Genomic DNA, 20,367 nt, shown 5'->3' with positions numbered 1-20,367 from the left:
CACTGCACCACTCGCTTCGGGAGAGACAGCGATGCACCACCCTTCGATCCGCCTGCAGACCCTGGCCCTGGCCGTCGCCGCGGCGCTGTCCGCACCGGGCGCGCTCGCGCAACAGGCCACGCCCGCCGCTGCCGACGCCCCGGCGGCGCAGGGCGACGTGGTCAGCCTGGACTCGGTCTTCGTCACCGGCACCGCCACGCCCAAGAGCAAGCTCAAGTCCAGCGTCTCGGTCAGCACCGTCGGCGCCGAGGCGATCGAACAGTCGGCGCCGCGCAGCACCGCCGAGATCTTCCGCAACATCCCCGGCATCCGCTCCGAATCCAGCGGCGGCGAAGGCAACGCCAACATCGCCGTGCGCGGCCTGCCGGTCGCCTCCGGTGGCGCCAAGTTCCTGCAGTTGCAGGAAGACGGCCTGCCGGTGCTGGAATTCGGCGACATCGCCTTCGGCAATGCCGACATCTTCCTGCGCGCCGACTACAGCCTGGAGCGCATCGAGGCGATCCGCGGCGGCTCGGCGTCCACCTTCGCCAGCAACTCGCCCGGCGGCATCATCAACTTCATCAGCAAGACCGGCGACACCGCCGGCGGCAGCGTCGGCCTCACCCGCGGCCTGGGCGGCTACGACAACACCCGCCTGGACTTCGACTACGGCGCACCGTTCGCCGAGCACTGGCAGTTCAACGTCGGCGGTTTCTACCGGCGCGGCGACGGTGTACGCGACGCCGGCTACACCACCGACAAGGGCGGCCAGCTCAAGGCCAACCTGACCCGGCTGTTCGACAACGGCTACGTGCGCGTCTACGCCAAGTACCTCAACGACCGCGCCGCCGGCTACCTGCCGGTGCCCACGCGGGTCAGCGGCAGCGACGGGTCGCCGCACTTCGGCAGCATCGACGGTTTCGATCCCGGCACCGACACGCTGTACAGCCCGTACTTCCGCAGCAGCGCCACCCTCGATGGCGGCAACAAGCCGTCGCGGGTGGAACTGAGCGACGGCATGCATCCGCTGTCGCGCGCGTTCGGCGCCGAGGCGCAGTTCGACATCGGCGGTGGCTGGACCCTGACCGACAAGTTCCGCATCGCCGACACCTCCGGCCGCTTCGTTTCGCCGTTCCCCGCGCAGGTCGCCGATGCCGGCGCGCTGGCGGCGAGCATCGGCGGCGCCGGTGCCAGCCTGCGCTACGTCGACGGCCCGAACGCCGGCCAGGCCTACACCGGGCTGGCGCTGCGCACGCATCTGTTCAACGTGCACCTCAACGGCCTGGGCAACGCGGTCAACGACTTCAGCCTGGCGCGCGACTTCGGCAGCGGCGACGGCGGCAATCTCAACCTCAAGGCCGGCTGGTACACCTCGCGGCAGACCATCGACGTGGACTGGACCTGGAACTCCTACGTGCAGTCGCTGGGGCACCGTGCGCGGCTGCTGGACGTGGTCGCCGCCGACGGCAGCCTGCGCTCGCAGGACGGCCTGTACGCCTACGGCGTGCCGTACTGGGGGCTGGACAACACCCGCCACTACGACGTGCGCTACGACATCAACGCGCCGTACCTGGCGCTGAGCTGGGACCAGGGTCCGTTGAGCGTGGACGGCAGCCTGCGCTACGACATGGGCCGCGCGCGCGGCAACACCGTCGGCGGCGTACTGGCCAGCAATGTCGACGTGAACGGCGACGGCGTGATCGAGGCGCCGGAGCAAAGCGTAGCGACCATCGACTACGCCAACCCAAAGCCGGTGCGCTACGACTGGAACTACCTGTCGTATTCGTTCGGCGGCAATTATATGCTCAACGACGACCTGGCCGCGTTCGCGCGCTACAGCCGCGGCGCGCGCGCCAATGCCGACCGCCTGCTGTTCGGCGTGGTCCGCGACGACGGCTCGGTGTCCTCCAACGAGGCGGTGAACTTCGTCAAGCAGCTCGAAGGCGGCCTGAAGTGGCGCAGCGGCGGGCTGAGCCTGTTTGCCACCGCCTTCGCCGCGCGCACCCAGGAGCAGAACTACGAAGCCACCACCCAGCGCTTCTTCGACCGCACCTACAAGGCGCACGGCCTGGAACTCGAAGCCGCTTACCGCACTGGCGGCTTCAGCCTCAACGGCGGCCTGACCTGGACCGACGCCACCATCGACAAGGACCAGATCACCCCGGCCAACGCCGGCAACACCCCGCGTCGGCAGGCGCGCTTCGTCTGGCAGTTGACGCCGAGCTACCGCGGCGAGCGCTACCAGGTCGGGGTCAATGCGATCGGCACCAGCTCGGCCTACACCCAGGACAGCAACCAGCTGAAGATGCCCGGCTACACCCAGGTCAACCTGTTCGGCGATTACCGCATCACCGATGCGCTGACCGTCTCGCTCAACGTCAACAACCTGTTCAACACCTTCGGCCTGACCGAAGCGGAGGAAGCGTCGATCGCCGACGCGGCTTCCGGCGTGATCCGTGCGCGCTCGATCCCGGGCCGCACTTCCAGCATCAGCCTACGCTACGACTTCTGACGAGGACCGCACATCCGCGCCCCGCCCGGGGCGCGGCCAAGCCCCCCATGACCGCACCCGCTCCTTCCGCACTGTCCGCGCTCGCCCACACCCTGTGGCAGGCGCATCTGCATCCGGACGCCGCCGACGCAGTGCTGCCACGCCTGCAGCGCCACGGCGAACGCCTGCTCGCCCCATTGCATGCGCTGTACGGCGCGCATCCGGCGTTCGCGCAATGGTTGCCGCAGTGGCTGACGCAACTGGCGGCCACCGCCAATGCGCGGCCGCCGGCGCTGCGCCAGCTCGATGCCGAGCGCGCGCCCGACTGGTTCGCCACCCCGGCGATGCTCGGCTATAGCGCCTATGTCGACCGCTTCGCCGGCACCTTGCATGGCGTCGGCGAACGCGTGCCCTACCTGCAGGAACTGGGCGTGCGCTACCTGCACCTGCTGCCGTTCCTGCGCGCCCGCGCCGGCGACAACGATGGCGGCTTCGCGGTGAGCGATTACGGCCAGGTCGAGCCGCGGCTCGGCGACACCGCCGACCTGGCGGCACTGACCGCACGTCTGCGCGCGGCCTGCATCAGCCTGTGCGCCGACTTCGTGCTCAACCACACCGCCGACGATCACCCGTGGGCGCTGGCGGCCAAGCGCGGCGATGAGCGGCATCTGGATTACTACCACCACTTCTCCGACCGCAGCGCGCCGGACGCCTACGAGCGCACGCTGGGCCAGGTGTTCCCGCACACCGCGCCAGGCAACTTCACCTGGGTGGACGAGGCCGATGCCTGGCTGTGGACCACGTTCTATCCCTATCAATGGGACCTGGACTGGAGCAACCCGGCAGTGTTCGGCGAAATGGCGCTGGCGCTGCTGCATCTGGCCAACCTGGGCGTGGAGGTGTTTCGCCTGGATTCCACCGCCTACCTGTGGAAGCGCCCGGGCACCGACTGCATGAACCAGCCGGAGGCGCACACGATCCTGCAGGCGCTGCGCGCACTCACCGACATCCTGGCGCCGGCGGTGCTGCTGAAGGCCGAAGCGATCGTGCCGATGGCGCAGTTGCCGCCGTATTTCGGCGAAGGCGCCGCGCGCGGCCACGAATGCCATCTGGCCTACCACAGCACGCTGATGGCGGCCGGCTGGGTGGCGCTGGCCGAACAGCGTGGCGACATCGTGCAGGCCGCGATCGCGCACACGCCGGCGCTGCCGCCGGCCTGCGGCTGGCTCAGCTACGTGCGCTGCCACGACGACATCGGCTGGAACGTGCTTCAGCGCGAAGCCGCCGGTGGCGATGGCGTCGCGCCGTTCGCACTGGCGCGCATCGCCCAGTTCTACGCCGGCCGCACCGCGGACAGCTACGCGCGTGGCGAGGCCTTCCAGAGCAGTGGCGATGGCGTGCACGGCAGCAACGGCATGAGCGCGGCGCTGGTTGGCATCGCCGCGGCGCTGGCCGCCAGCGACAGCGACGCGCTGGAACTGGGCGTGCGCCGCCTGCTGCTGCTGTACGCGGTGGCGCTGGCGATGCCGGGCATCCCGCTGCTGTACATGGGCGACGAACTGGCGCTGGGCAACGACGAGGACTATCGCCACGACCCGCTACGCCAGCACGAAGGCCGTTGGCTGCACCGCCCGGTCATGGACTGGGCACGCGCGGCGCAACGCCACGACACCGACAGCCTGCCCGGCCAGGTCTACACCCGTCTGCGCGGGTTGATCGCCGCGCGTATCGACACCGCGGCACTGGCCGCCGACCAGCCACTGCGCGCGGTGCCACTGGGCAATCCCGCCCTGCTCGGGCTGGCGCGCGGCGAGGCGTTCGTGGCGGTGTACAACTTCAGTGCGGAGCCGGTTGCGGTGGAGGTCGCCGATGCGCTTGGAGCAGGCGACTGGCACGCCATCGCCGATGGCGGCAACGATCCGGCAACGCTGGTGCACTGGGATGGCATCCTGCCTGCATACGGCCTGCGCTGGTGGCGGCGCAACTGAGCCGAAAACAGCAGCGGCGCCGATCAGCGCCGCTGCGTTGCATCTGCGCTTGCGGGTGCGTGCAGTCGGGACTGAAGTCCCTCCCACAGGCGCACACCCTGGCTGGCCCGCAGCGGCACATCTAGGCCTTGTAGGAGCGGCTTCAGCCGCGACCGGCATCAGTGGGAACGCCCGTCGCGGCTGAAGCCGCTCCTACAGAGGACAAACGGCGGAGGCTACAAAAGTGGCACAAGGTTGCGCTTCAACCGCTACGTCATCACCCAGCGCAAACCAAAGCACCTCGCATACCGAAAATTGCAAGTCGCCTTGCCATCATCGCTACCAGTAAGCGCTCACTTCCCGCGCAGCAACCCCAACAACGCCTCGGCCGCCGCCTCGGACGAAGCCGGGTTCTGCCCGGTGACCAAACGGCCGTCCTCGACCACGTGCACGCCCCAATCAGCAACCTTGCTGTACTGGCCGCCCAGGCGCTGCAGTTCGTCCTCGACCAGGAACGGCACCACGTCGGTCAGGCCCACCGCGGCCTCTTCGCCGTTGGTGAAACCGGTGACGCGGCGGCCCTTCACCAGCGGCGCGCCATCGGCCGCGGTCACCCGGCGCAGCACGCCCGGCGCATGGCAGACGAAGCCGATCGGCTTGCCGGCGCGCGCGAACGCTTCGATCAGCGCGATGGAGTCGCGGTCTTCGGCCAGATCCCACAGCGGGCCGTGCCCGCCCGGGTAGAACAGCGCGTCGTAGTCGTCCACGCGCACCGACGCCAAGGTCTGCGTGCTCGCCAGTTGCTGCTGCGCCGCCGGGTCGTCCTTGAAGCGCCGGGTGGCTTCGGTCTGCGCGTCCGGCGCATCGCTCTTCGGGTCCAGCGGCGGTTGCCCGCCCTTTGGCGAAGCAAGGGTCAGTTCGGCGCCGGCGTCCTTGAACGTGTAGTACGGTGCGGCGAACTCTTCCAGCCAGAAGCCGGTCTTGTGGCCGGTGTCGCCGAGACGGTCGTGCGACGTCAGCACCATCAGGATCTTCATGCGGGTCTCCTCGTGAGGGGAAGCGGCCATGCGGGGCAGGCCGGGCGCCGCAGTATCGGCAGCCGCACATTCGCGGCGGGTGAGCGCGAGGTGGCGCCGTTCAGTCCACCTGATCCATGCGAATCCGGTTGGCGAACAGCGAGAACGCCAGCATCCCGGCCAGGCCGCTGGCGCGCGCCACCCAGGTCGGCAACCAGCGCGGCGGCGCCAGAACGTCGGACTCGAACAGCGGCGCGAACGCGGCCACGTCCTCCAGCGCCATCTTGCCGGCGAACAGCCAGCGACACAGCGGCAGCCGGTCGCGCTGCAGCGCCTGGCGGAAGAAGGTGTGCACCGACACCAGCCCGCGCAGGTACACGGTGTCCTTGGTGAAGGCGGCGCCGCCGGTGGTCGGCACGCCGCGGAACACGCGCTGCGCCGAGGAAAAGCTTTCCGCCGGCGATTGCCCGGCCGCATCGAAGTAGCGGAACACTTCGATGAAGTCGGCGCCGTCGCGGGCCAGCGCGATCGCCTCGATGCGCAGGCTGATCCGCTTCATCCGCTCGATGTCGATGCTGCCGGTGATCTGCTCGGCGAAGGTCGCCAGGCCTTCCTGGGTGGCGGTGGTGCGCGGCGAGGACAGCGCCAGGCTCGGCAGCTGCGCCTGTTGCCGGCCGTTGAGCGCGGTCAGCGAATGCACCAGCGCCTCGTGGTGGAACAGTTGCGCGCGGTCGTAGTCGCTGAAGTGCGCGCCGGAGCGCAGGCGGATGCGCTGCGCACCGGCGGCGGCCTTGGCCAGCAGGTCCGGATCCAGTTCCACCGTGATCACCCGCGTGCCGAAGAACTCGTCCAGGTCGCGCTGCAGCAGCAGGCGCAACGCGGTGGCCGACACCGGTACCTGTTCCTCGGCCGAGAACAACTCGCGGTCCAGTTCCTGGGCGATGCGGATGAAATGGCCGGCGGCCTCGCGGGTGGTGGGACCGTGGCCGGGCATCGGGTCGTCCGGCACGCCGAACAACTGCGCCGAGTACGTGCCCACCGCCGGCGTGCCGAGCGCTTCCAGCAGGGCGGCGGCCAGATCCCAGCTGTGCACCGACGCCTGCAGGTAGGCGCCGAGCGGATGCGTCGGATCGGCGGCCTCGGCGATCGCCGCCAGCTCGCGGCGGGTGTCGGCGAAATCCAGCCTGGGGTAGTCCACCTGCGGCAGTTGCGGCTGCCCGCGCGCCACGCTCTCCAGGAACGGCGCCTGCAGCGCCACCGGCCAGCTGGCCAGGGCCAGCAGGCGGATGCCGCGCACTGCCTTGACCAGCCGCGCGTCGAGCGCGGCGTGGTGGCGGATATCGGCCGGCAGCGCGCGCTTGGCCACGGCCAGCGTCAGCGGCGCAGGGTGCGCGGCGGCGGGCGCTTGCCGCCCGGCTTTCCGCCGCCGGGCTTGCCGCTGCGGCCGGCGGCCGCGTTCTGTGCCTGGCGCTGCGCCAGCTTGCCGGCGGCGCCGGCCACTTCGTCGCGCAGCTTCAGGTAGTTGGCCAGGCGCGCGGCATCGATCTCGCCACGCTCGATCGCCGCCTGCACCGCGCAGCCCGGCTCGGCCAGGTGCGCGCAATCGTTGAAGCGGCACTGCGCCGCCAGCGCCTCGATGTCGGCGAAGGCGCCCTCGGCCAGGTCTTCCTCGCCGGTGGGCTTGAGTTCGCGCATGCCCGGGGTGTCGATCAGGCAGGCGCCGGACGGCAGCGGCAGCAACGCGCGATGGGTGGTGGTGTGGCGGCCGCGCGAGTCGGTGGCGCGTACCGCTGCGGTGCGCATCTTCTGCACGCCGAGCAAGGTGTTGGTGAGGGTGGACTTGCCGGCGCCGGAGGAGCCGACCAGCACCGCGGTCTGCCCCGGCCCCAGCCACGGCCGCAGCGCGGCGACGCTGTCGGCCTCGCGCGCATTGACGGTCAACAGCGGGATCGACTGCGCCGCCAGTTCCTCCAGCACCGCCAGTGCGTCGTCGGCGTACTCGGTGAGGTCGGCCTTGGTCAGCACCACCACCGGCGCCGCACCGCCGCCGCCCACCAGCAGCAGATAGCGCTCGATCCGCCGCGGGTTGAAGTCCGCATCCAGGCCGCAGACGATGAACACCGTGTCGATGTTGGCCGCGATCACCTGCTGGTGGTAGTGCTCGCCGGCGGCGCCGCGCTTGATCGCGGTGCGCCGCGGCAGCAGCGCGACGATGCGCGTGTCCTCCAGCAATACCCAATCGCCGACCGCGGCGCGCTCATGGCTGGGAAAGCGCGGCCGCTGCCAGTCCGGCAGCGATTCGACCTTGAACCCGGTATCCACCGCGTCGGCGACCACGTAGCCGGTGCGGTGCTGCTCCACCACCCGCGCCGGCCGCGCCTGCGGATGCGCCTCGAACAGCGCGCGCCAGGCCGGCTCCTCGGGCATTCCGGGCCAGGGCCAGCCGATGGGGCGCAACGCGTCGAAGTCGATCGGGGAGGAGGTCATGCGCGGATTCTAGAGGGTGTGCCGGGCCCGGAGGTGAGCGCAGTCCGGCCGCGGGGGCGACGGGCGCGGGCATGCCTGGCGCCGCCGCCTCGCCCATCGCAGCGCCGAGCGCGGAGGCCGGCAGCCGTAGACGGCCCGCCACCACGCAGCCCCCGCCCCGCCGCGGTGTCACATTTCCGCTACCATGCAGGTCCCACGCCCCACCGGCCAATGCGATGCCCACCCTGCCGATCAAGCCGCTCGCGATCCGCGAACGCCTGTCCGAAGTCCGCTACGAGATCCGCGGCGAACTGGCACGGCGAGCCCGCGAGCTGGAGGCCCAGGGGCGCAAGCTGATCAAGCTCAACATCGGCAATCCCGGGGCGTTCGGCTTCCGTGCGCCCGAGCACCTGCAGCGCGCGATCGCCGACGACATGGGCCGCACCGATCCCTACACCCACCAGCAGGGCCTGCCGGAGGCACGCGAGGCGATCGCCGCGGCCTACGCCCGGCGCCAGCATCCGGACGCGCACCCGGACCGCATCTTCGTCGGCAACGGCGTCAGCGAGTTGATCGACCTGTCGCTGCGCGCGCTGCTCAACCCCGGCGACGAAGTGCTGGTGCCCTCACCCGACTACCCGCTGTGGTCGGCCGCCACCATCCTCAACGACGGCCGCCCGGTGTACTACCGCTGCGCGCCGGAGAACGGCTTCCAGCCCGACCCGGTGGAGATCGAGACGCTGGTGTCCTCGCGCACCCGCGCCATCGTGCTGATCAACCCGAACAACCCCAGTGGCGCCAGCTACTCGCGCGCGCTGCTGGAGAAGATCGTCGCCATCGCGGTCAAGCACAACCTGCTGCTGATGGTCGACGAGATCTACGACCAGGTGCTGTACGACGCCGCGGAGTTCGTGTCGGTGGCGCCGCTGGCCGGCGCGCATCCGTGCATCAGCTTCGGCGGCCTGAGCAAGGTGCACCGCGCCTGCGGCTGGCGCGTGGGCTGGGCGCTGCTGTCCGGCGATAGCGAGCGCGTCGGCGATTTCCGCAACGCCATGGACCTGCTGGGCGCGTTGCGCCTGTGCGCCAACGTGCCCGGCCAGTTCGCCATCGATGCCGCGGTCAACGGTCCGGACACGATCTCGCCGCTGTGCGCCCCCGGCGGCCGCCTGTACGAGACCCGCCGCGCGGTGATCGAAGCCTGCGCGGCCAGCGAGCACCTGTCGCTGGTGCAGCCGGCCGGCGCGCTGTACGCGTTCCCGGCCGTGGTCGGCGCCGCCGCGCGCGGCTTCGACGATCACGCTTTCGCCCTGGAACTGATGGAGCAGGAAGGCGTGCTGGTGGTGCCCGGCTCCAGCTTCAACGTGCCCTACCGGCACCATTTCCGCGTCACCCTGCTGCCGGAGGCGGCGACGATGCGCGAGGTGTTCGCGCGCATCGACCGCGTGCTGGCGCGCCGCGCCGAGGACGCCACCAAGGTGGTGCCGATGAAGCCGCGGGCGGCTGTGGGGCGGTGAGTGGGGAATGGGGAATGGGGAATGGGGAATGGCAAAGCGTGCGCCGTTGCTGGATCGCGTATCCCGGTGATCTGGCAGCTGCCGGTTCCGCATAGATGAGCAAAGGCAGTTTCGCCACGCCCGAGCACACACCGCTGCGTTACCTAGCGCTGGGCGATTCCTACACGATCGGCGAAGGCGTTGACGCCGACGGACGCTGGCCGATGCAGCTGGCGGCGGCGCTGCGCCGCGACGGCATCGCCCTGGCCGATCCGCAGATCGTCGCCACCACCGGCTGGACCACCGACGAACTGGATGCCGGCATCGACGCGGCCACGCCGCAGGGACCGTTCGACGTGGTGACGCTGCTGATCGGCGTCAACAACCAGTACCGCGGCTATCCGCTCGACGACTACCGCGCGCAGTTCGACGCGCTGCTGCAGCGTGCGATCGGTTTCGCCGACGCGCGGCCGCAGCGGGTGCTGGCGGTGTCGATCCCGGACTGGGGCGTGACCGCCTTCGCGCAGCCGCCCGCACACGATCCGGCGCACATCGCCGCGCAGATCGACGCCTTCAACGCCGCCGCGCAGGCCTGCTGCGCCGCGCGCGCGGTGCGCTTCGTCGACATCACCGCCTGCAGCCGCGACGGCGGCGGCGACGCGGCGATGCTGGCCGCCGACGGGCTGCATCCGTCGGCGGCGATGTACGCGCGCTGGACCGCAACGCTGTTGCCGGCGGCACGCGATGCGTTAGCCTAGCTGGCGTACGCCCGCTGCCAAGGACCGACATTGCGCGACGCCAGCACCACCCAGCCCATGACCCGCCCGCAGGCCCTGGCCATCGCCCGCGCCTTCCTGCCCACGCACCCGCTGGGCAATCGCTACGACTACTACTACACGCGCACCAAGCTGCGCACCGACCCGCTGTATCCCGGCGTGCTCGCCGCGCTGCGCGGCACCGATGCGCCGGTGCTGGACCTGGGCTGCGGGCTGGGCCTGCTCGCGCACGCGCTGCGTGCCGACGGCCAGCGCCAGCGCTACCACGGCGTGGACATCGACGCGGCCAAGATCCGCCGCGCCGGCGCTATCGCCGCGCGCAACGCGCTGCAGGACACGCATTTCGCGGTGGTCGACCTGGGCCAGTCCTGGCCCGAGCACCACGGCAGCGTCGCGATCCTGGACGTGCTGCAGTACCTGGACCGCGACATGCAGTCCAACCTGATCCGCAGCGTGGCGCGCATGCTCACACCGGGCGCCAAGCTGGTGATCCGCAGCGGCCTGGGCGATGCCAGCGGCCGCGGGCGCACCAGCCGCATCACCGACGTGCTGGCGCACCTGGCCGGCTGGATGCAGGAGCTGCCCAAGGCCTACCCCACCCGCGACAGCCTGCAGGCCCAACTCGACGCCGCCGGCCTGCGCGCCAGCTTCGCGCCGCTGTACGGCAACACGCCGTTCAACAACTGGCTGATCGTGGCGGAGCCGCGTTGAAGCGGGTGCAGGAAGGCCGCTTACCCAGCGGCCGCGCCGGCTGCGCCGACCCACACCCGGTTGGCCGCGCATGACCGCACCCGCGCCACGGCCACGCTCCGGCCTGGGCATCGCGTCCCTGGCGACCAGCCTGCTCAGCGCGTTGGTGCTGCTCGCGGCGCTGGTGCTCAGCACCTTCTTCGTGATCCCGACATTCGCCGCTGGCCCGCACGCGCCGATGTCGCTGCTGCTCGGCCTGCTGGCACTGTTCACCGCCATCGCGCAGGTCTGCGCCATCGCGCTGGGCGTCGGCAACTGCCTGCAGCCTGGCCGCAGCAAGCAGTACGGCATCCTCGGCCTGTCGTGCGCCCTGCTCACCCTCGGCGCGATGGCGGCGCTGATGGCCTACGGCATGACGCGGCCGGGCTGATTCAGGCGCCGAGCGAACCGATCGGCACCCGGCGTGCCGCGCGCATCGCACTGCCGCGACACGACGACGCACCTCCGAGTCAATCCGGCAGCACCGCCTGCAGCCCACGTGCCTGCAACGCCTGCAACACCCCCTCCACGATCGCAGGGTTGTGCCCGTGCGCCGCGCCCTCGTGCAGGAGCACGATGGCGCCGGGGCGCAGATCGCGGGCGATGCGCGCAACGGTGATGGCGGGGTCGCAGCGCACGCCATCGAAGCCGCGCGCGCTCCACGCCACCCGGGTCAGGCGATGCCGGCGCAACGGTGCGGCGACGAAAGGGTTGGTCATGCCCACCACCGAGCGGTACCAGCGCGGCGCAGTGCCGGCGATCGCGGCCAGGGTCTGCTGCGCCTGGCCGATTTCCTGCGCCATGCGCCGCGGTCCCAGCGCCCAGAACCACGCCTGCGGGTGATGCTGGCTGTGGTTGCCGATGCCGTGGCCGCGGCGCAGGATCTCGCGCACCAGTTGCGGGCGCGCGGCGGCGCGGGCGCCGACCAGGAAGAAGGTGGCCTTGGCCTGGTGGTGGTCGAGCAGGTCCAGGATCGCCGTGGTGTCGTCGGAGGGGCCGTCGTCGATGGTCAGCCACACCCGCGGCGTATCGCCGGGCAGGCGGTCCAGCACCGGCGCATACAGCCGCGCCCGCGGCAGGAACACCGGCAGCACCAGCGCCGCGTGCGACAGCAGCAGCGCCGGCAGGCCGACCTGCCAGCCGTACATCCACCACAACGCCGCCACCAGCGCCTGCGAGGCCAGCGCCCAGGGCAGCCAGCGGTACGGGTGGCGCGGGATGCGATGCAGCGTTTCCGGAACTGTCATGCCCCATGATGCCATGCGGCGTAGAATGACCGGTCCGACTCTGCGACGACTGCTGCCATGTCCCTCGACCCCGCCCTGCGCTCCCGTATCGAAACGCTGCTCAGCTCCAACCGCATCGTGCTGTTCATGAAAGGCCAGCCGGGCATGCCGCAGTGCGGGTTCTCCGCCAAGGCGGTGGGCGCGCTGAACGAGCTCGGCGTCGACTTCGCCCACGTCAACGTGCTGGCCGACCAGGACATCCGCGAGGGCATCAAGGTCTACGGCGACTGGCCGACCATCCCGCAGCTGTACGTGGACGGCGAACTGATCGGCGGCAGCGACATCATCCTGCAGATGGCCGGCAGCGGCGAGCTGAGCGAACTGCTCGGCGTGGCCGCGCCGGACCGCACCCCGCCGTCGATCACCATCACCGATGCCGCCGCCGAGATGCTGCGCGGCGCGCTGGCCGATGCCCCGGGCGCGAGCCTGGCGCTGGCGATCGACGCGCAGTTCCAGCCGAACTTCCAGCTGGCGCCGACCGATCCCAACGCGATCACCGCCGAATCCAACGGCCTGCGCGTGCAGTTCGACCTGGGCAGCGCGCGCCGCGCCGACGGCATCACCATCGACTGGGTGGACGACATCCGCGGCCGCGGCCTGGCGATCGACAATCCCAATGCGCCCAAGCCGGTGCAGGACCTCAGCCCGCGCGACGCCGACGACCAGGTGCGCGCCGGCAGCCTGCTCCTGGTGGACGTGCGCCCGCCGGAAGAGCGCGCGGTGGCGGCGGTCAACGTGCCGTTCCGCACCCTCGACGGCGAGCAGCGCTCGCAACTGGAAGCGCTGCCCAAGGACACCGCCCTGGCCTTCCTGTGCCACCGCGGCGGCCGCAGCGCGCAGGCCGCCGAGCACTTCCGTTCGCTGGGCTTCAGCAACGTGCACAACGTCGTCGGCGGCATCGACGCCTGGACCGACCAGGTCGACGGCAGCGTGCCAAAGTACTGAGTTACGCACCTTGTTGTTTGCGTCCAGTGCGGACGCGCCGAAAGGGCGATCGAACGATCGCCCTTTTTTTGTATCCGCGCGCTGTGATTGCCAAAACGCGCAAACGCGCAACCGCGTAGGAGCGGCTTCAGCCGCGACCGGGCCTTACCGGGAACGCCCGGTCGCGGCTGAAGCCGCTCCTACCCTGGGCACACCACCGCTTGGCGTCTTGCGCACCTGCTGACGGCAGCACCGAAGTCCGGCAATCCTTGTGGGAGGGACTTCAGTCCCGACTGCGATGAAGTCGAATGCGTCCGATGGTTTCGCTCGTCGCGGCTGAAGCCGCTCCCACAAGAAGCGCACTCCGTGTCGCCGGTGCGAGTTGCTGGCGGCCGCGCCAACTGCCTGGTGGCTCGCTGTGGGAGGGACTTCAGTCCCGACTGCAGTGACATCCGATGCGCCAGCGGCGTCGCTGGCATGACGCCATGATCGCGCAGCCCCCACTCCCTCACCCAGCGAACCCACCCGCATCCAGAAACGCCTGCTCCTCCGCCGTGGTCGTGCGCCCCAGCGCCGCATTGCGTTGCGGGAAGCGGCCGAAGCGCTGGATCACGTCCTCGTGCACCACCGCCCACTGCAGCGACTCCGCGTCGCCGAGCGCGCTGAACAGCTCCACCGCCTGGCGCTGCCGCGCCGCGTCCTCGGCATGCGTGTAGGGCAGGTAGAAGAACATCCGCAGTTCCGCATCGGCCTGCTGGTCGAAGCCGGCCGCCAGCGCCTGGTCGGCGTAGCGGCAGGCCAGGCCGTCGGTGGCGAAGGCGTGTGCGCTGCCGCGGAACACGTTGCGCGGCACCTGGTCGAGCAACAGCAGCAGCGCCAGCGCACCCTCGGCGTCGGCCAGCCAGTCGACGCGTTCGCCACGCGCGGCGGCATGGTGCGCCTCCAGCAGGTGCTGGCGGACATTGGCGTCGAAGGAGTCGTTGGCGGCGAACCAGCGTTCGCGGCCGGCGCTGCGCCAGAAGTCCACGACGGTGCGCGCGGGGGTGTCGGTCATCGCAGTTTCCATGGGCGGGAATCGGCCCTGGATAGCAGGTTCGGCGTCGCGATCCGGTGCAGCCGGGCGCGCCGATGCCGCACCCGCACTTGGCAAGCGCGCCGGCTCGGGCTAGCGTGCGGGCACGGCCGCAAGGGCCGCGTCCATCTTCCGGGGAAAATCCGATGCGTCATCTGTTGCTCGCCTGCCTGGGCGTGGCGTTGTGCGGCCCTGCCGCGGCCGCCTCGCGTTTCGTCGACGATCCCTATCCCAGCACCTACCGCGCGCTGCCGTCGGTGCCGGTGCTGATCGAACACGCCACCGTGCTCACCGGCACCGGCGAGCGCCTGGACGATGCCGACGTGCTGCTGCAGGACGGCCGCGTGCAGGCGGTCGGCCGTGCGCTGGCCGCGCCGGCCAACGCCACCCGCATCGACGGCCACGGCAAGTGGGTCACCCCCGGCATCATCGACGTGCACTCGCACCTGGGCGTCTACCCCAGCCCGGGCGTCAGCGCGCACAGCGACGGCAACGAGGCGACCGCGCCGGTGACCCCGAACGTGTGGGCGGAGCATTCGATCTGGCCGCAGGATCCCGGCTTCGGCACCGCGCTGGCCGGCGGCGTCACCGCGCTGCAGGTGCTGCCCGGCTCGGCCAACCTGGTCGGCGGCCGTGGCGTCACGTTGAAGAACGTGCCGGCCACCACCTACCAGGCGATGAAGTTCCCCGGCGCACCGTGGGGCCTGAAGATGGCCTGCGGCGAGAACCCCAAGCGGGTCTACGGCGAGAAGGGCGGCCCTTCCACGCGCATGGGCAACGTCGCCGGCTACCGCGCCGCCTTCATCGACGCCAGCGAATACCTGCGCAAGAACGCGCCCAAGCAGAAGAGCCCGCCCAAGCGCCACTGGTGGAGCCGCGGCAACGGCGACAACGACAGCAGCGGCGACAGCGGCGGCAAGCGCGACCTCAAGCTGGATACCCTGGCCGGCGCCATCAACGGCGACATCCGCGTGCATATCCACTGCTACCGCGCCGACGAGATGACCACCATGCTCGACCTGGCCAAGGAGTTCGGCTTCAAGATCGCCGCGTTCCACCATGGCGTGGAGGCCTACAAGATCGCCGACCGCCTGGCCCAGGAGAACGTCTGCGGCGCGCTGTGGGCCGACTGGTGGGGCTTCAAGATGGAGGCCTTCGACGGCATCCAGGAGAACATCGCCCTGGTCGACCGCCCCGCCAACGGCTGCGCGATCGTGCACTCGGATTCGGAGGAAGGCATCCAGCGGCTCAACCAGGAAGCGGCCAAGGCGATGGCCGCCGGCCGCCGCGCCGGCATGGAGATCCCGCCCGAACGCGCGATCCGCTGGCTGACCAGCAACCCGGCCAAGGCGCTGGGCATCGACAGGCAGACCGGTTCGCTGGAGCCGGGCAAGATGGCCGACGTGGTGCTGTGGAACGGCAACCCCTTCAGCTCATACGCCCTGGCCGACAAGGTCTACATCGACGGCGCGCAGGTCTACGACCGCGCCGACCGCCGCCTGCAACCGACCTCCGATTTCATGCTCGGCCAGGAGGCTGCCCGATGAGCCGCGCCCGACTCTCGTCCCCTCGCCTGGCGCAGCGCCTGGCGCTGGCCGCCTGCCTGCTGCTGGGCAGCGCGCCCGGGTTCGCCCAGGACGTGCTGATCCGCGGCGCCACCGTGCACACCGCCGGCGCCCGCGGCACCCTCGCCAATGCCGACGTACTGGTCCAGGGCGGCGTGATCCGCGCGGTCGGCCCCGGCCTGAGCGCGCCGGCCGGCGTCGCCGTGGTCGAGGCCAAGGGCCGGCCGCTGACCCCGGCGCTGTTCGGCGGCATCACCGAGATCGGCATCGAGGAGGTCTCCGGCGAGGCCTCCACCGTCGACAGCACGCTGACCCTGCCGCACGACCAGCCGATGCGTCCGGAGTTCGACGTCACCCTGGCCTACAACCCCGAATCGGTGCTGATCCCGGTCGCACGCGTGGAAGGCATCGGCTTCACCGCGCTCGGCGCCAACACCGGCGGCGCCTTCGTCGCCGGCCAGGGCGCGGTGATGCGCCTGGACGGCGGCGCCGACCCGATCGGCCCGCGCGCGCTGTACCTGCACCTGGGCAGCGATGCGCTGGAACTGAGCGGCAAGTCGCGCGCGGCGCAGTGGATGCTGCTCGACCAACTGGTCGCCGAAGCGCGCGGGCGCATGCCCGCCGACTCGCCGCACGCGCTGCTGACCCCGGCCGGACGCGCGGTGCTGGTGCGCTACCTCGCCGGCCAGGGCCGCATCGTGGTGACGGTGAACCGCGCGGCCGACATCCGCCAGCTGCTGCGTTGGGCACAGCGCGAGAAGGTGCGCATCGCCATCGCCGGCGGCGACGAGGGCTGGAAGCTGGCGCCGGAACTGGCGAAGGCGCAGGTGCCGGTGTTCGTCAACGCGCTGGACGACCTGCCGGCCAGCTTCGACCAGATCGGCGCCACCCTGGAGAACGCCGCACGCCTCAACGCCGCCGGCGTGGCGGTGAGCTTCACCCAGGGCGGCGACGGCGCGCACAACGCGCGCAAGCAGCGGCAACTGGCCGGCAACGCGGTCGCGCACGGGTTGCCGTGGGACGCCGCCCTGGCCGGCCTGACCCGGGTCCCGGCCGAGGCCTTCGGCGTGGGCGATCGCCTGGGCAGCATCGCCCCGGGCAAGCTCGCCGACCTGGTGCTGTGGGAAGGCGACCCGCTGGACGTGGCGCATTACGCCGAGCAGGTCTGGCTGGGTGGCCGCGCCATCCCGATGCGCTCGCGGCAGACCGAGCTGCGCGACCGCTACATGCAGCAGAGCGGCGCGCTGCCGAAGGCGTACATGCACTAAACCGCGTCGAGCACGCCGGGGCGGCATCGCACGGACGATGCCGTCCCGCCGGTGGCGACGCCACGCAACGCACAACGCGGCGCTGTGCAAGGCGCCGCCGCGCCGAGCCAGGCAGGAACGGCGGCGCCCGTGCGGCGCCGTCAGTTGGCGCCGATATTGGCCTGGATCCAGGCCCAGCCGTTGCCGCGCACCACCTCGAAACCGGCCTCGACCACGTGCAGGTACATCGCGTTGCTGAAGCGTCCGTCCTGCGCGCGGTGCGTATGCAGCCAGGTCAGGAACGGCTTGATGTCGATGTTGAGATTGCCGTTGCTCGGCAGGGTCGGCTGGCCCGCGGTGTTGTGCGGAATGAAGGTGTAGACGTAGTAGCCGGCGGCGCTGTTCATGCCTTCCCACAGATCGAAGGTGTAGCCGCCGGCGCTGATGACGTTGCTGGCAGTGAGGGTGCCGATCGGATACGAGTTGTGGCCGCCCCAGATCATCACCTCGGCCTGCGGAATCGCGCTGGAGGACACCGTGCTGTCCCAGCGGAAGAACAGGTCGTAGGCGAAGTCGCCGGCCAGGTTGCTGCCGCCGGACGAGTACGCGAAGGTCGCCGGCAACGAACGCAGCGCCGAGACCTGCCGCGGGAAGGTGCGGTCGGCGGTGGGATTGAAGCCGTAGTGCGAGCCGCGCAGGATCGCCGGATAGCCGTACAGGCTGGCGTTGGGGAAATTGAAGGTCACGGTCATGCTCGGCGTGCTGCCGCTGTGGAACGTACCCTGGATGACGTTGTTGGGATCGTTGAAGTTGTTCACCCACGCGTACTGGTTGCCGTACACCTGGTAGGGACCGGCCAGCGCCAGCGGCGCGACGGCGAACAGGGCGGCGGCGAACAGCGCGCGCAGGACGCGCGTCCGGCCGCGCCGCGGCCCGACGACGGTGGCGGGCAGGCGCGGCGAAGCGGCAGCGGAAACGGGAGCGGAAGCGTGCATGGCGGTCTCTCCTGGGCGTGCAGGGGCAGCGACACTGCTGCCGCGGCGGACGCTAGCAAGGCGCGCGCGCCGCGAGCTATGACAAGACCCGCGCGCGCCATGCGCCAACGCAATAGCGCTACCGCGATCCAGGCCGCGGGCGTGGGCCGCTTCACAGGTATCTCGCGCCGGCGAGATTTTCGCCAATGCATCGTCTACGCCGTGCTGTCCGCACCCGCACCAGGCGGCACCGACGTCCCGCACTGCAGCATGCGCTGGCAGGTCGCCGCGCGCGCAGCGCCGCGATAAGCTGATGGGTCATTGCGGAGAAGCACGATGACATTGCGCTGGTACTTCGATTTCATCTCGCCGTTTTCCTATCTGCACTGGCAGCAGGTGAAAACGCTTCCGGAGTTCGACCGGATCCAGCCGGTGCCGATCGTGTTCGGCGCGGTGCTGGCGCAGTTGCAGGCACGCGGGCCGGCCGAGGTGCCGCACAAGCGCGAGTTCACCTACCGCTTCGTGCAGTGGCAGGCGCAGCAGCAGGGCGTGCCGCTGCGTTTCCCGCCGGCGCACCCGTTCAACCCGCTGACCGCGCTGCGCCTGTGCGTCGCCGCCGGCACCACGCCGCAGGCCATCGACGCGATCTTCGACTGGCTGTGGCGCGACGGCCACGCCGGCGACGACGCCGCGGCGCTGGCGCCGCTCGGCCAGGCACTGGGCATCGCCGACGTGGCTGCGGCCACCGCCGATGCGCAGGTCAAGGCGCAGCTGCGCGCCAACACCGAGCAGGCGCTGGCGGCCGGCGTGTTCGGCGTGCCGACCCTGCAGATCGACGACACCCTGCTGTGGGGCAACGACGCGCACCCGCTGATGCGGGCGGTGCTGGCCGATCCGCAACTGCTGCAGCGCGGCGAGATGGCACGCCTGGCGACGCTGCCGGCCGCCGTGCAGCGGGGCGCCTGAGCGGCCGCCATGTGCATCGCCATTTCCCCGTACTGGAGCTTCAGCGGATGCGTATCGGCATCGTCGTAGATTCCGCCTGCGATCTGCCGCAGGACTACATCGCGCAACACGACCTGGTGGTCCTGCCGATCAGCGTGCGCCTCGGCGGCACCGTGCTGGCCGATCAGCGCGACGAAGCGGCGACCCTGGAATTCCTGCACGCGCAGGTCAGCGCGCACGGCGCCGAGGCCGAGACCGTGCCGTACAGCGTGGCGCAGATCCGCGAGCTGTTCCTGGGCAGGCTGGTCATCGACTACGACCACGTGTTCTGCCTGACCATCGCCAAGACCCGCAGCCCGATCCACGACCACGCGCAGCAGGCCGGCTTCGCCATCCTCAGCGACTACAAGCCGATCCGCCAGGCCGCCGGTCACGCCTCGCCGTTCGCGCTGCGGGTGATCGACACCCAGAACCTGTTCGCCGCGCAGGCGGTGGTCGCCGTCGAGGCGGTGCGCTTGCGCGCCGACGGCGCCGGCGTGCAGGCCATCCGCGAGCGGCTGGAGACGCTGGCCGAGCACACCCATGGCTACATGATCGCGCGCGACCTGTACTACCTGCGCAGCCGCGCGCGCAGCAAGGGTGACCGCAGCGTCGGCCTGCTCAGCGCCGCGCTCGGCTCGGCCCTGGACATCAAGCCGGTGCTGCACTGCCACCGCGGCGAGACCGCGCCGGTGGCCAAGCTCAAGGGCTTCGACCACGCCGTGCAGACCCTGTTCGGCCTGGCCGCCAAGCGCGTGGCTGCCGGGCTGATGACGCCCACGCTGTGCCTGAGCTACGGCGGCGAGCTGGCGGAACTGCGCGCCCTGCCCGGCTACGCGGCGCTGCGCCAGGCCTGCGACGGCCACGGCGTAGAGCTGCAGGAAAGCGTGATGAGCCTGACCGGCATGGTCAATGTCGGCAAGGGCGCGCTGGTGCTGGGCTTCGCCGGCGAGGCGTTGCGCTTCGGCTGATCCGTCCGCGGGCCGCGTCGACGGCGGCGCGGCGCCGGCTCTGCTAGGCTCCGCCGCTTCGTACTGCCCACAAGAGATGCCCATGGCCGTGACCTACTCGATCAGCCTGCCCGATCCCGCCCGTGCCCGCGGCAGCCAGCCGTCGCTGAGCTTCACCGCGCACGGCGCCGACGCCTTCGCCGAACAACTGCAGACCGCGCTGAGCGACCCGGCCTGGTTCGAGCGCTGGCGCGCGCTGCAGCCGGAGCCGGACGAGGTCGATCCGGCGCTGGGCGTGACCGATCCGGCAGCGCGGGTGACCGGCCGCCAGGACGATCTGCGCGTCGACCTGTCCGCCACCACCAGCATCCCCGGTGACATCCTCAAGCAGCGCCTGCGCCTGCTGGCCGGCAGCGGCTGGGAGCTGCGCGACGTGCGCTGAAACGCG

Annotated in this window: 18 protein-coding genes; 12 read left to right on the top strand and 6 right to left on the bottom strand. The window is 70.9% G+C overall.

Going from position 1 to position 20,367, the window contains the following annotated elements:
* Positions 1 to 31 precede the first annotated feature (31 nt).
* Positions 32 to 2,491 (top strand): TonB-dependent receptor domain-containing protein, encoded by a 2,460-nt coding sequence (locus tag RAB71_RS05340; protein WP_010344531.1) that lies wholly within the window; start codon positions 32 to 34, stop codon positions 2,489 to 2,491.
* 47 nt (positions 2,492 to 2,538) lie between these two features.
* Positions 2,539 to 4,458 (top strand): alpha-amylase family glycosyl hydrolase, encoded by a 1,920-nt coding sequence (locus RAB71_RS05335; protein ID WP_010344532.1) that lies wholly within the window; start codon positions 2,539 to 2,541, stop codon positions 4,456 to 4,458.
* A 332-nt stretch (positions 4,459 to 4,790) separates the two neighbouring features.
* Here the strand turns inward: RAB71_RS05335 and RAB71_RS05330 are convergent, their stop codons facing one another.
* The 3 genes from RAB71_RS05330 to rsgA all read right to left on the bottom strand — a co-directional run bounded on the left by RAB71_RS05330 (position 4,791) and on the right by rsgA (position 7,940).
* Complete coding sequence (locus RAB71_RS05330; protein ID WP_010344533.1) at positions 4,791 to 5,474, bottom strand: type 1 glutamine amidotransferase domain-containing protein; 684 nt, start codon at positions 5,472 to 5,474, stop codon at positions 4,791 to 4,793.
* A 100-nt stretch (positions 5,475 to 5,574) separates the two neighbouring features.
* Positions 5,575 to 6,819, bottom strand: coding sequence for a flavohemoglobin expression-modulating QEGLA motif protein (locus RAB71_RS05325; RefSeq protein WP_010344534.1), 1,245 nt, complete (start codon positions 6,817 to 6,819; stop codon positions 5,575 to 5,577).
* An 8-nt stretch (positions 6,820 to 6,827) separates the two neighbouring features.
* Positions 6,828 to 7,940 (bottom strand): ribosome small subunit-dependent GTPase A, encoded by a 1,113-nt coding sequence (rsgA, locus tag RAB71_RS05320; RefSeq protein ID WP_010344536.1) that lies wholly within the window; start codon positions 7,938 to 7,940, stop codon positions 6,828 to 6,830.
* Between the two features lie 215 nt (positions 7,941 to 8,155).
* On the opposite strand from rsgA, the gene RAB71_RS05315 reads away from it, so the two are divergent.
* The 4 genes from RAB71_RS05315 to RAB71_RS05300 all read left to right on the top strand — a co-directional run bounded on the left by RAB71_RS05315 (position 8,156) and on the right by RAB71_RS05300 (position 11,308).
* Positions 8,156 to 9,433 (top strand): pyridoxal phosphate-dependent aminotransferase, encoded by a 1,278-nt coding sequence (locus RAB71_RS05315; RefSeq protein ID WP_010344537.1) that lies wholly within the window; start codon positions 8,156 to 8,158, stop codon positions 9,431 to 9,433.
* Positions 9,434 to 9,528: 95 nt separating this feature from the next.
* Positions 9,529 to 10,170 carry an SGNH/GDSL hydrolase family protein gene (locus RAB71_RS05310; RefSeq protein ID WP_010344538.1) on the top strand — a complete coding sequence of 214 codons (642 nt, stop codon included), beginning with the start codon at positions 9,529 to 9,531 and terminating at the stop codon, positions 10,168 to 10,170.
* Between the two features lie 57 nt (positions 10,171 to 10,227).
* On the top strand, positions 10,228 to 10,899 hold the full coding sequence (locus RAB71_RS05305; protein WP_010344539.1) for a methyltransferase: 672 nt from the start codon (positions 10,228 to 10,230) through the stop codon (positions 10,897 to 10,899).
* Between the two features lie 70 nt (positions 10,900 to 10,969).
* Positions 10,970 to 11,308, top strand: a complete 339-nt coding sequence (locus RAB71_RS05300) for a hypothetical protein (protein WP_010344540.1) — start codon at positions 10,970 to 10,972, stop codon at positions 11,306 to 11,308.
* A gap of 79 nt (positions 11,309 to 11,387) precedes the next feature.
* Here RAB71_RS05300 and RAB71_RS05295 read toward each other — a convergent pair whose 3' ends face one another.
* Positions 11,388 to 12,179: a polysaccharide deacetylase family protein gene (locus RAB71_RS05295; RefSeq protein ID WP_175300621.1), complete on the bottom strand. Its 792-nt coding sequence runs from the start codon at positions 12,177 to 12,179 to the stop codon at positions 11,388 to 11,390.
* 42 nt (positions 12,180 to 12,221) lie between these two features.
* On the opposite strand from RAB71_RS05295, the gene grxD reads away from it, so the two are divergent.
* Positions 12,222 to 13,148: a Grx4 family monothiol glutaredoxin gene (gene grxD / locus RAB71_RS05290; protein ID WP_010344543.1), complete on the top strand. Its 927-nt coding sequence runs from the start codon at positions 12,222 to 12,224 to the stop codon at positions 13,146 to 13,148.
* A 487-nt stretch (positions 13,149 to 13,635) separates the two neighbouring features.
* Here the strand turns inward: grxD and RAB71_RS05285 are convergent, their stop codons facing one another.
* Positions 13,636 to 14,181: a DUF924 family protein gene (locus tag RAB71_RS05285; protein WP_010344544.1), complete on the bottom strand. Its 546-nt coding sequence runs from the start codon at positions 14,179 to 14,181 to the stop codon at positions 13,636 to 13,638.
* Between the two features lie 164 nt (positions 14,182 to 14,345).
* On the opposite strand from RAB71_RS05285, the gene RAB71_RS05280 reads away from it, so the two are divergent.
* Together RAB71_RS05280 and RAB71_RS05275 are read left to right on the top strand one after the other, a co-directional pair.
* Entirely contained in the window at positions 14,346 to 15,746 is a 1,401-nt protein-coding gene (locus RAB71_RS05280) for an amidohydrolase (protein WP_010344545.1), read from the top strand.
* The gene (locus tag RAB71_RS05275; RefSeq protein WP_010344546.1) at positions 15,743 to 17,032 is read left to right on the top strand and encodes an amidohydrolase family protein; all 1,290 of its coding nucleotides are present in this window, start codon (positions 15,743 to 15,745) and stop codon (positions 17,030 to 17,032) included. Before RAB71_RS05280 ends, RAB71_RS05275 begins: the two co-directional genes overlap by 4 nt.
* A gap of 140 nt (positions 17,033 to 17,172) precedes the next feature.
* Here the strand turns inward: RAB71_RS05275 and RAB71_RS05270 are convergent, their stop codons facing one another.
* Entirely contained in the window at positions 17,173 to 18,006 is an 834-nt protein-coding gene (locus RAB71_RS05270) for a cellulase (RefSeq protein WP_010344547.1), read from the bottom strand.
* Positions 18,007 to 18,321: 315 nt separating this feature from the next.
* On the opposite strand from RAB71_RS05270, the gene RAB71_RS05265 reads away from it, so the two are divergent.
* From RAB71_RS05265 to RAB71_RS05255, 3 genes are all read left to right on the top strand, one after another.
* On the top strand, positions 18,322 to 18,951 hold the full coding sequence (locus RAB71_RS05265; RefSeq protein WP_010344548.1) for a 2-hydroxychromene-2-carboxylate isomerase: 630 nt from the start codon (positions 18,322 to 18,324) through the stop codon (positions 18,949 to 18,951).
* Positions 18,952 to 18,998: 47 nt separating this feature from the next.
* Positions 18,999 to 19,940 carry a DegV family protein gene (locus RAB71_RS05260; protein ID WP_010344549.1) on the top strand — a complete coding sequence of 314 codons (942 nt, stop codon included), beginning with the start codon at positions 18,999 to 19,001 and terminating at the stop codon, positions 19,938 to 19,940.
* Between the two features lie 82 nt (positions 19,941 to 20,022).
* The gene (locus RAB71_RS05255) at positions 20,023 to 20,361 is read left to right on the top strand and encodes a hypothetical protein (RefSeq protein WP_029562334.1); all 339 of its coding nucleotides are present in this window, start codon (positions 20,023 to 20,025) and stop codon (positions 20,359 to 20,361) included.
* The last annotated feature ends 6 nt before the right edge of the window (positions 20,362 to 20,367 follow it).

Source organism: Xanthomonas sacchari (assembly GCF_040529065.1).
Lineage (GTDB): Bacteria > Pseudomonadota > Gammaproteobacteria > Xanthomonadales > Xanthomonadaceae > Xanthomonas_A > Xanthomonas_A sacchari.
Note: the sequence above shows the minus strand (reverse complement) of the source record. Positions and strands in the feature narration are given on the sequence as shown.

Coding starts and splice junctions, on each gene's coding strand:
- RAB71_RS05335 (WP_010344532.1), top strand. CDS start 2,539: ATGACCGCACCCGCTCCTTCCGCACTGTCCGCGCTCGCCCACACCCTG.
- RAB71_RS05300 (WP_010344540.1), top strand. CDS start 10,970: ATGACCGCACCCGCGCCACGGCCACGCTCCGGCCTGGGCATCGCGTCC.
- RAB71_RS05310 (WP_010344538.1), top strand. CDS start 9,529: ATGAGCAAAGGCAGTTTCGCCACGCCCGAGCACACACCGCTGCGTTAC.
- RAB71_RS05265 (WP_010344548.1), top strand. CDS start 18,322: ATGACATTGCGCTGGTACTTCGATTTCATCTCGCCGTTTTCCTATCTG.
- RAB71_RS05270 (WP_010344547.1), bottom strand. CDS start 18,006: ATGCACGCTTCCGCTCCCGTTTCCGCTGCCGCTTCGCCGCGCCTGCCC.
- RAB71_RS05305 (WP_010344539.1), top strand. CDS start 10,228: ATGACCCGCCCGCAGGCCCTGGCCATCGCCCGCGCCTTCCTGCCCACG.
- grxD (WP_010344543.1), top strand. CDS start 12,222: ATGTCCCTCGACCCCGCCCTGCGCTCCCGTATCGAAACGCTGCTCAGC.
- RAB71_RS05285 (WP_010344544.1), bottom strand. CDS start 14,181: ATGACCGACACCCCCGCGCGCACCGTCGTGGACTTCTGGCGCAGCGCC.
- RAB71_RS05275 (WP_010344546.1), top strand. CDS start 15,743: ATGAGCCGCGCCCGACTCTCGTCCCCTCGCCTGGCGCAGCGCCTGGCG.
- RAB71_RS05260 (WP_010344549.1), top strand. CDS start 18,999: ATGCGTATCGGCATCGTCGTAGATTCCGCCTGCGATCTGCCGCAGGAC.
- RAB71_RS05340 (WP_010344531.1), top strand. CDS start 32: ATGCACCACCCTTCGATCCGCCTGCAGACCCTGGCCCTGGCCGTCGCC.
- RAB71_RS05280 (WP_010344545.1), top strand. CDS start 14,346: ATGCGTCATCTGTTGCTCGCCTGCCTGGGCGTGGCGTTGTGCGGCCCT.
- RAB71_RS05295 (WP_175300621.1), bottom strand. CDS start 12,179: ATGGCATCATGGGGCATGACAGTTCCGGAAACGCTGCATCGCATCCCG.
- RAB71_RS05315 (WP_010344537.1), top strand. CDS start 8,156: ATGCCCACCCTGCCGATCAAGCCGCTCGCGATCCGCGAACGCCTGTCC.
- rsgA (WP_010344536.1), bottom strand. CDS start 7,940: ATGACCTCCTCCCCGATCGACTTCGACGCGTTGCGCCCCATCGGCTGG.
- RAB71_RS05330 (WP_010344533.1), bottom strand. CDS start 5,474: ATGAAGATCCTGATGGTGCTGACGTCGCACGACCGTCTCGGCGACACC.
- RAB71_RS05255 (WP_029562334.1), top strand. CDS start 20,023: ATGGCCGTGACCTACTCGATCAGCCTGCCCGATCCCGCCCGTGCCCGC.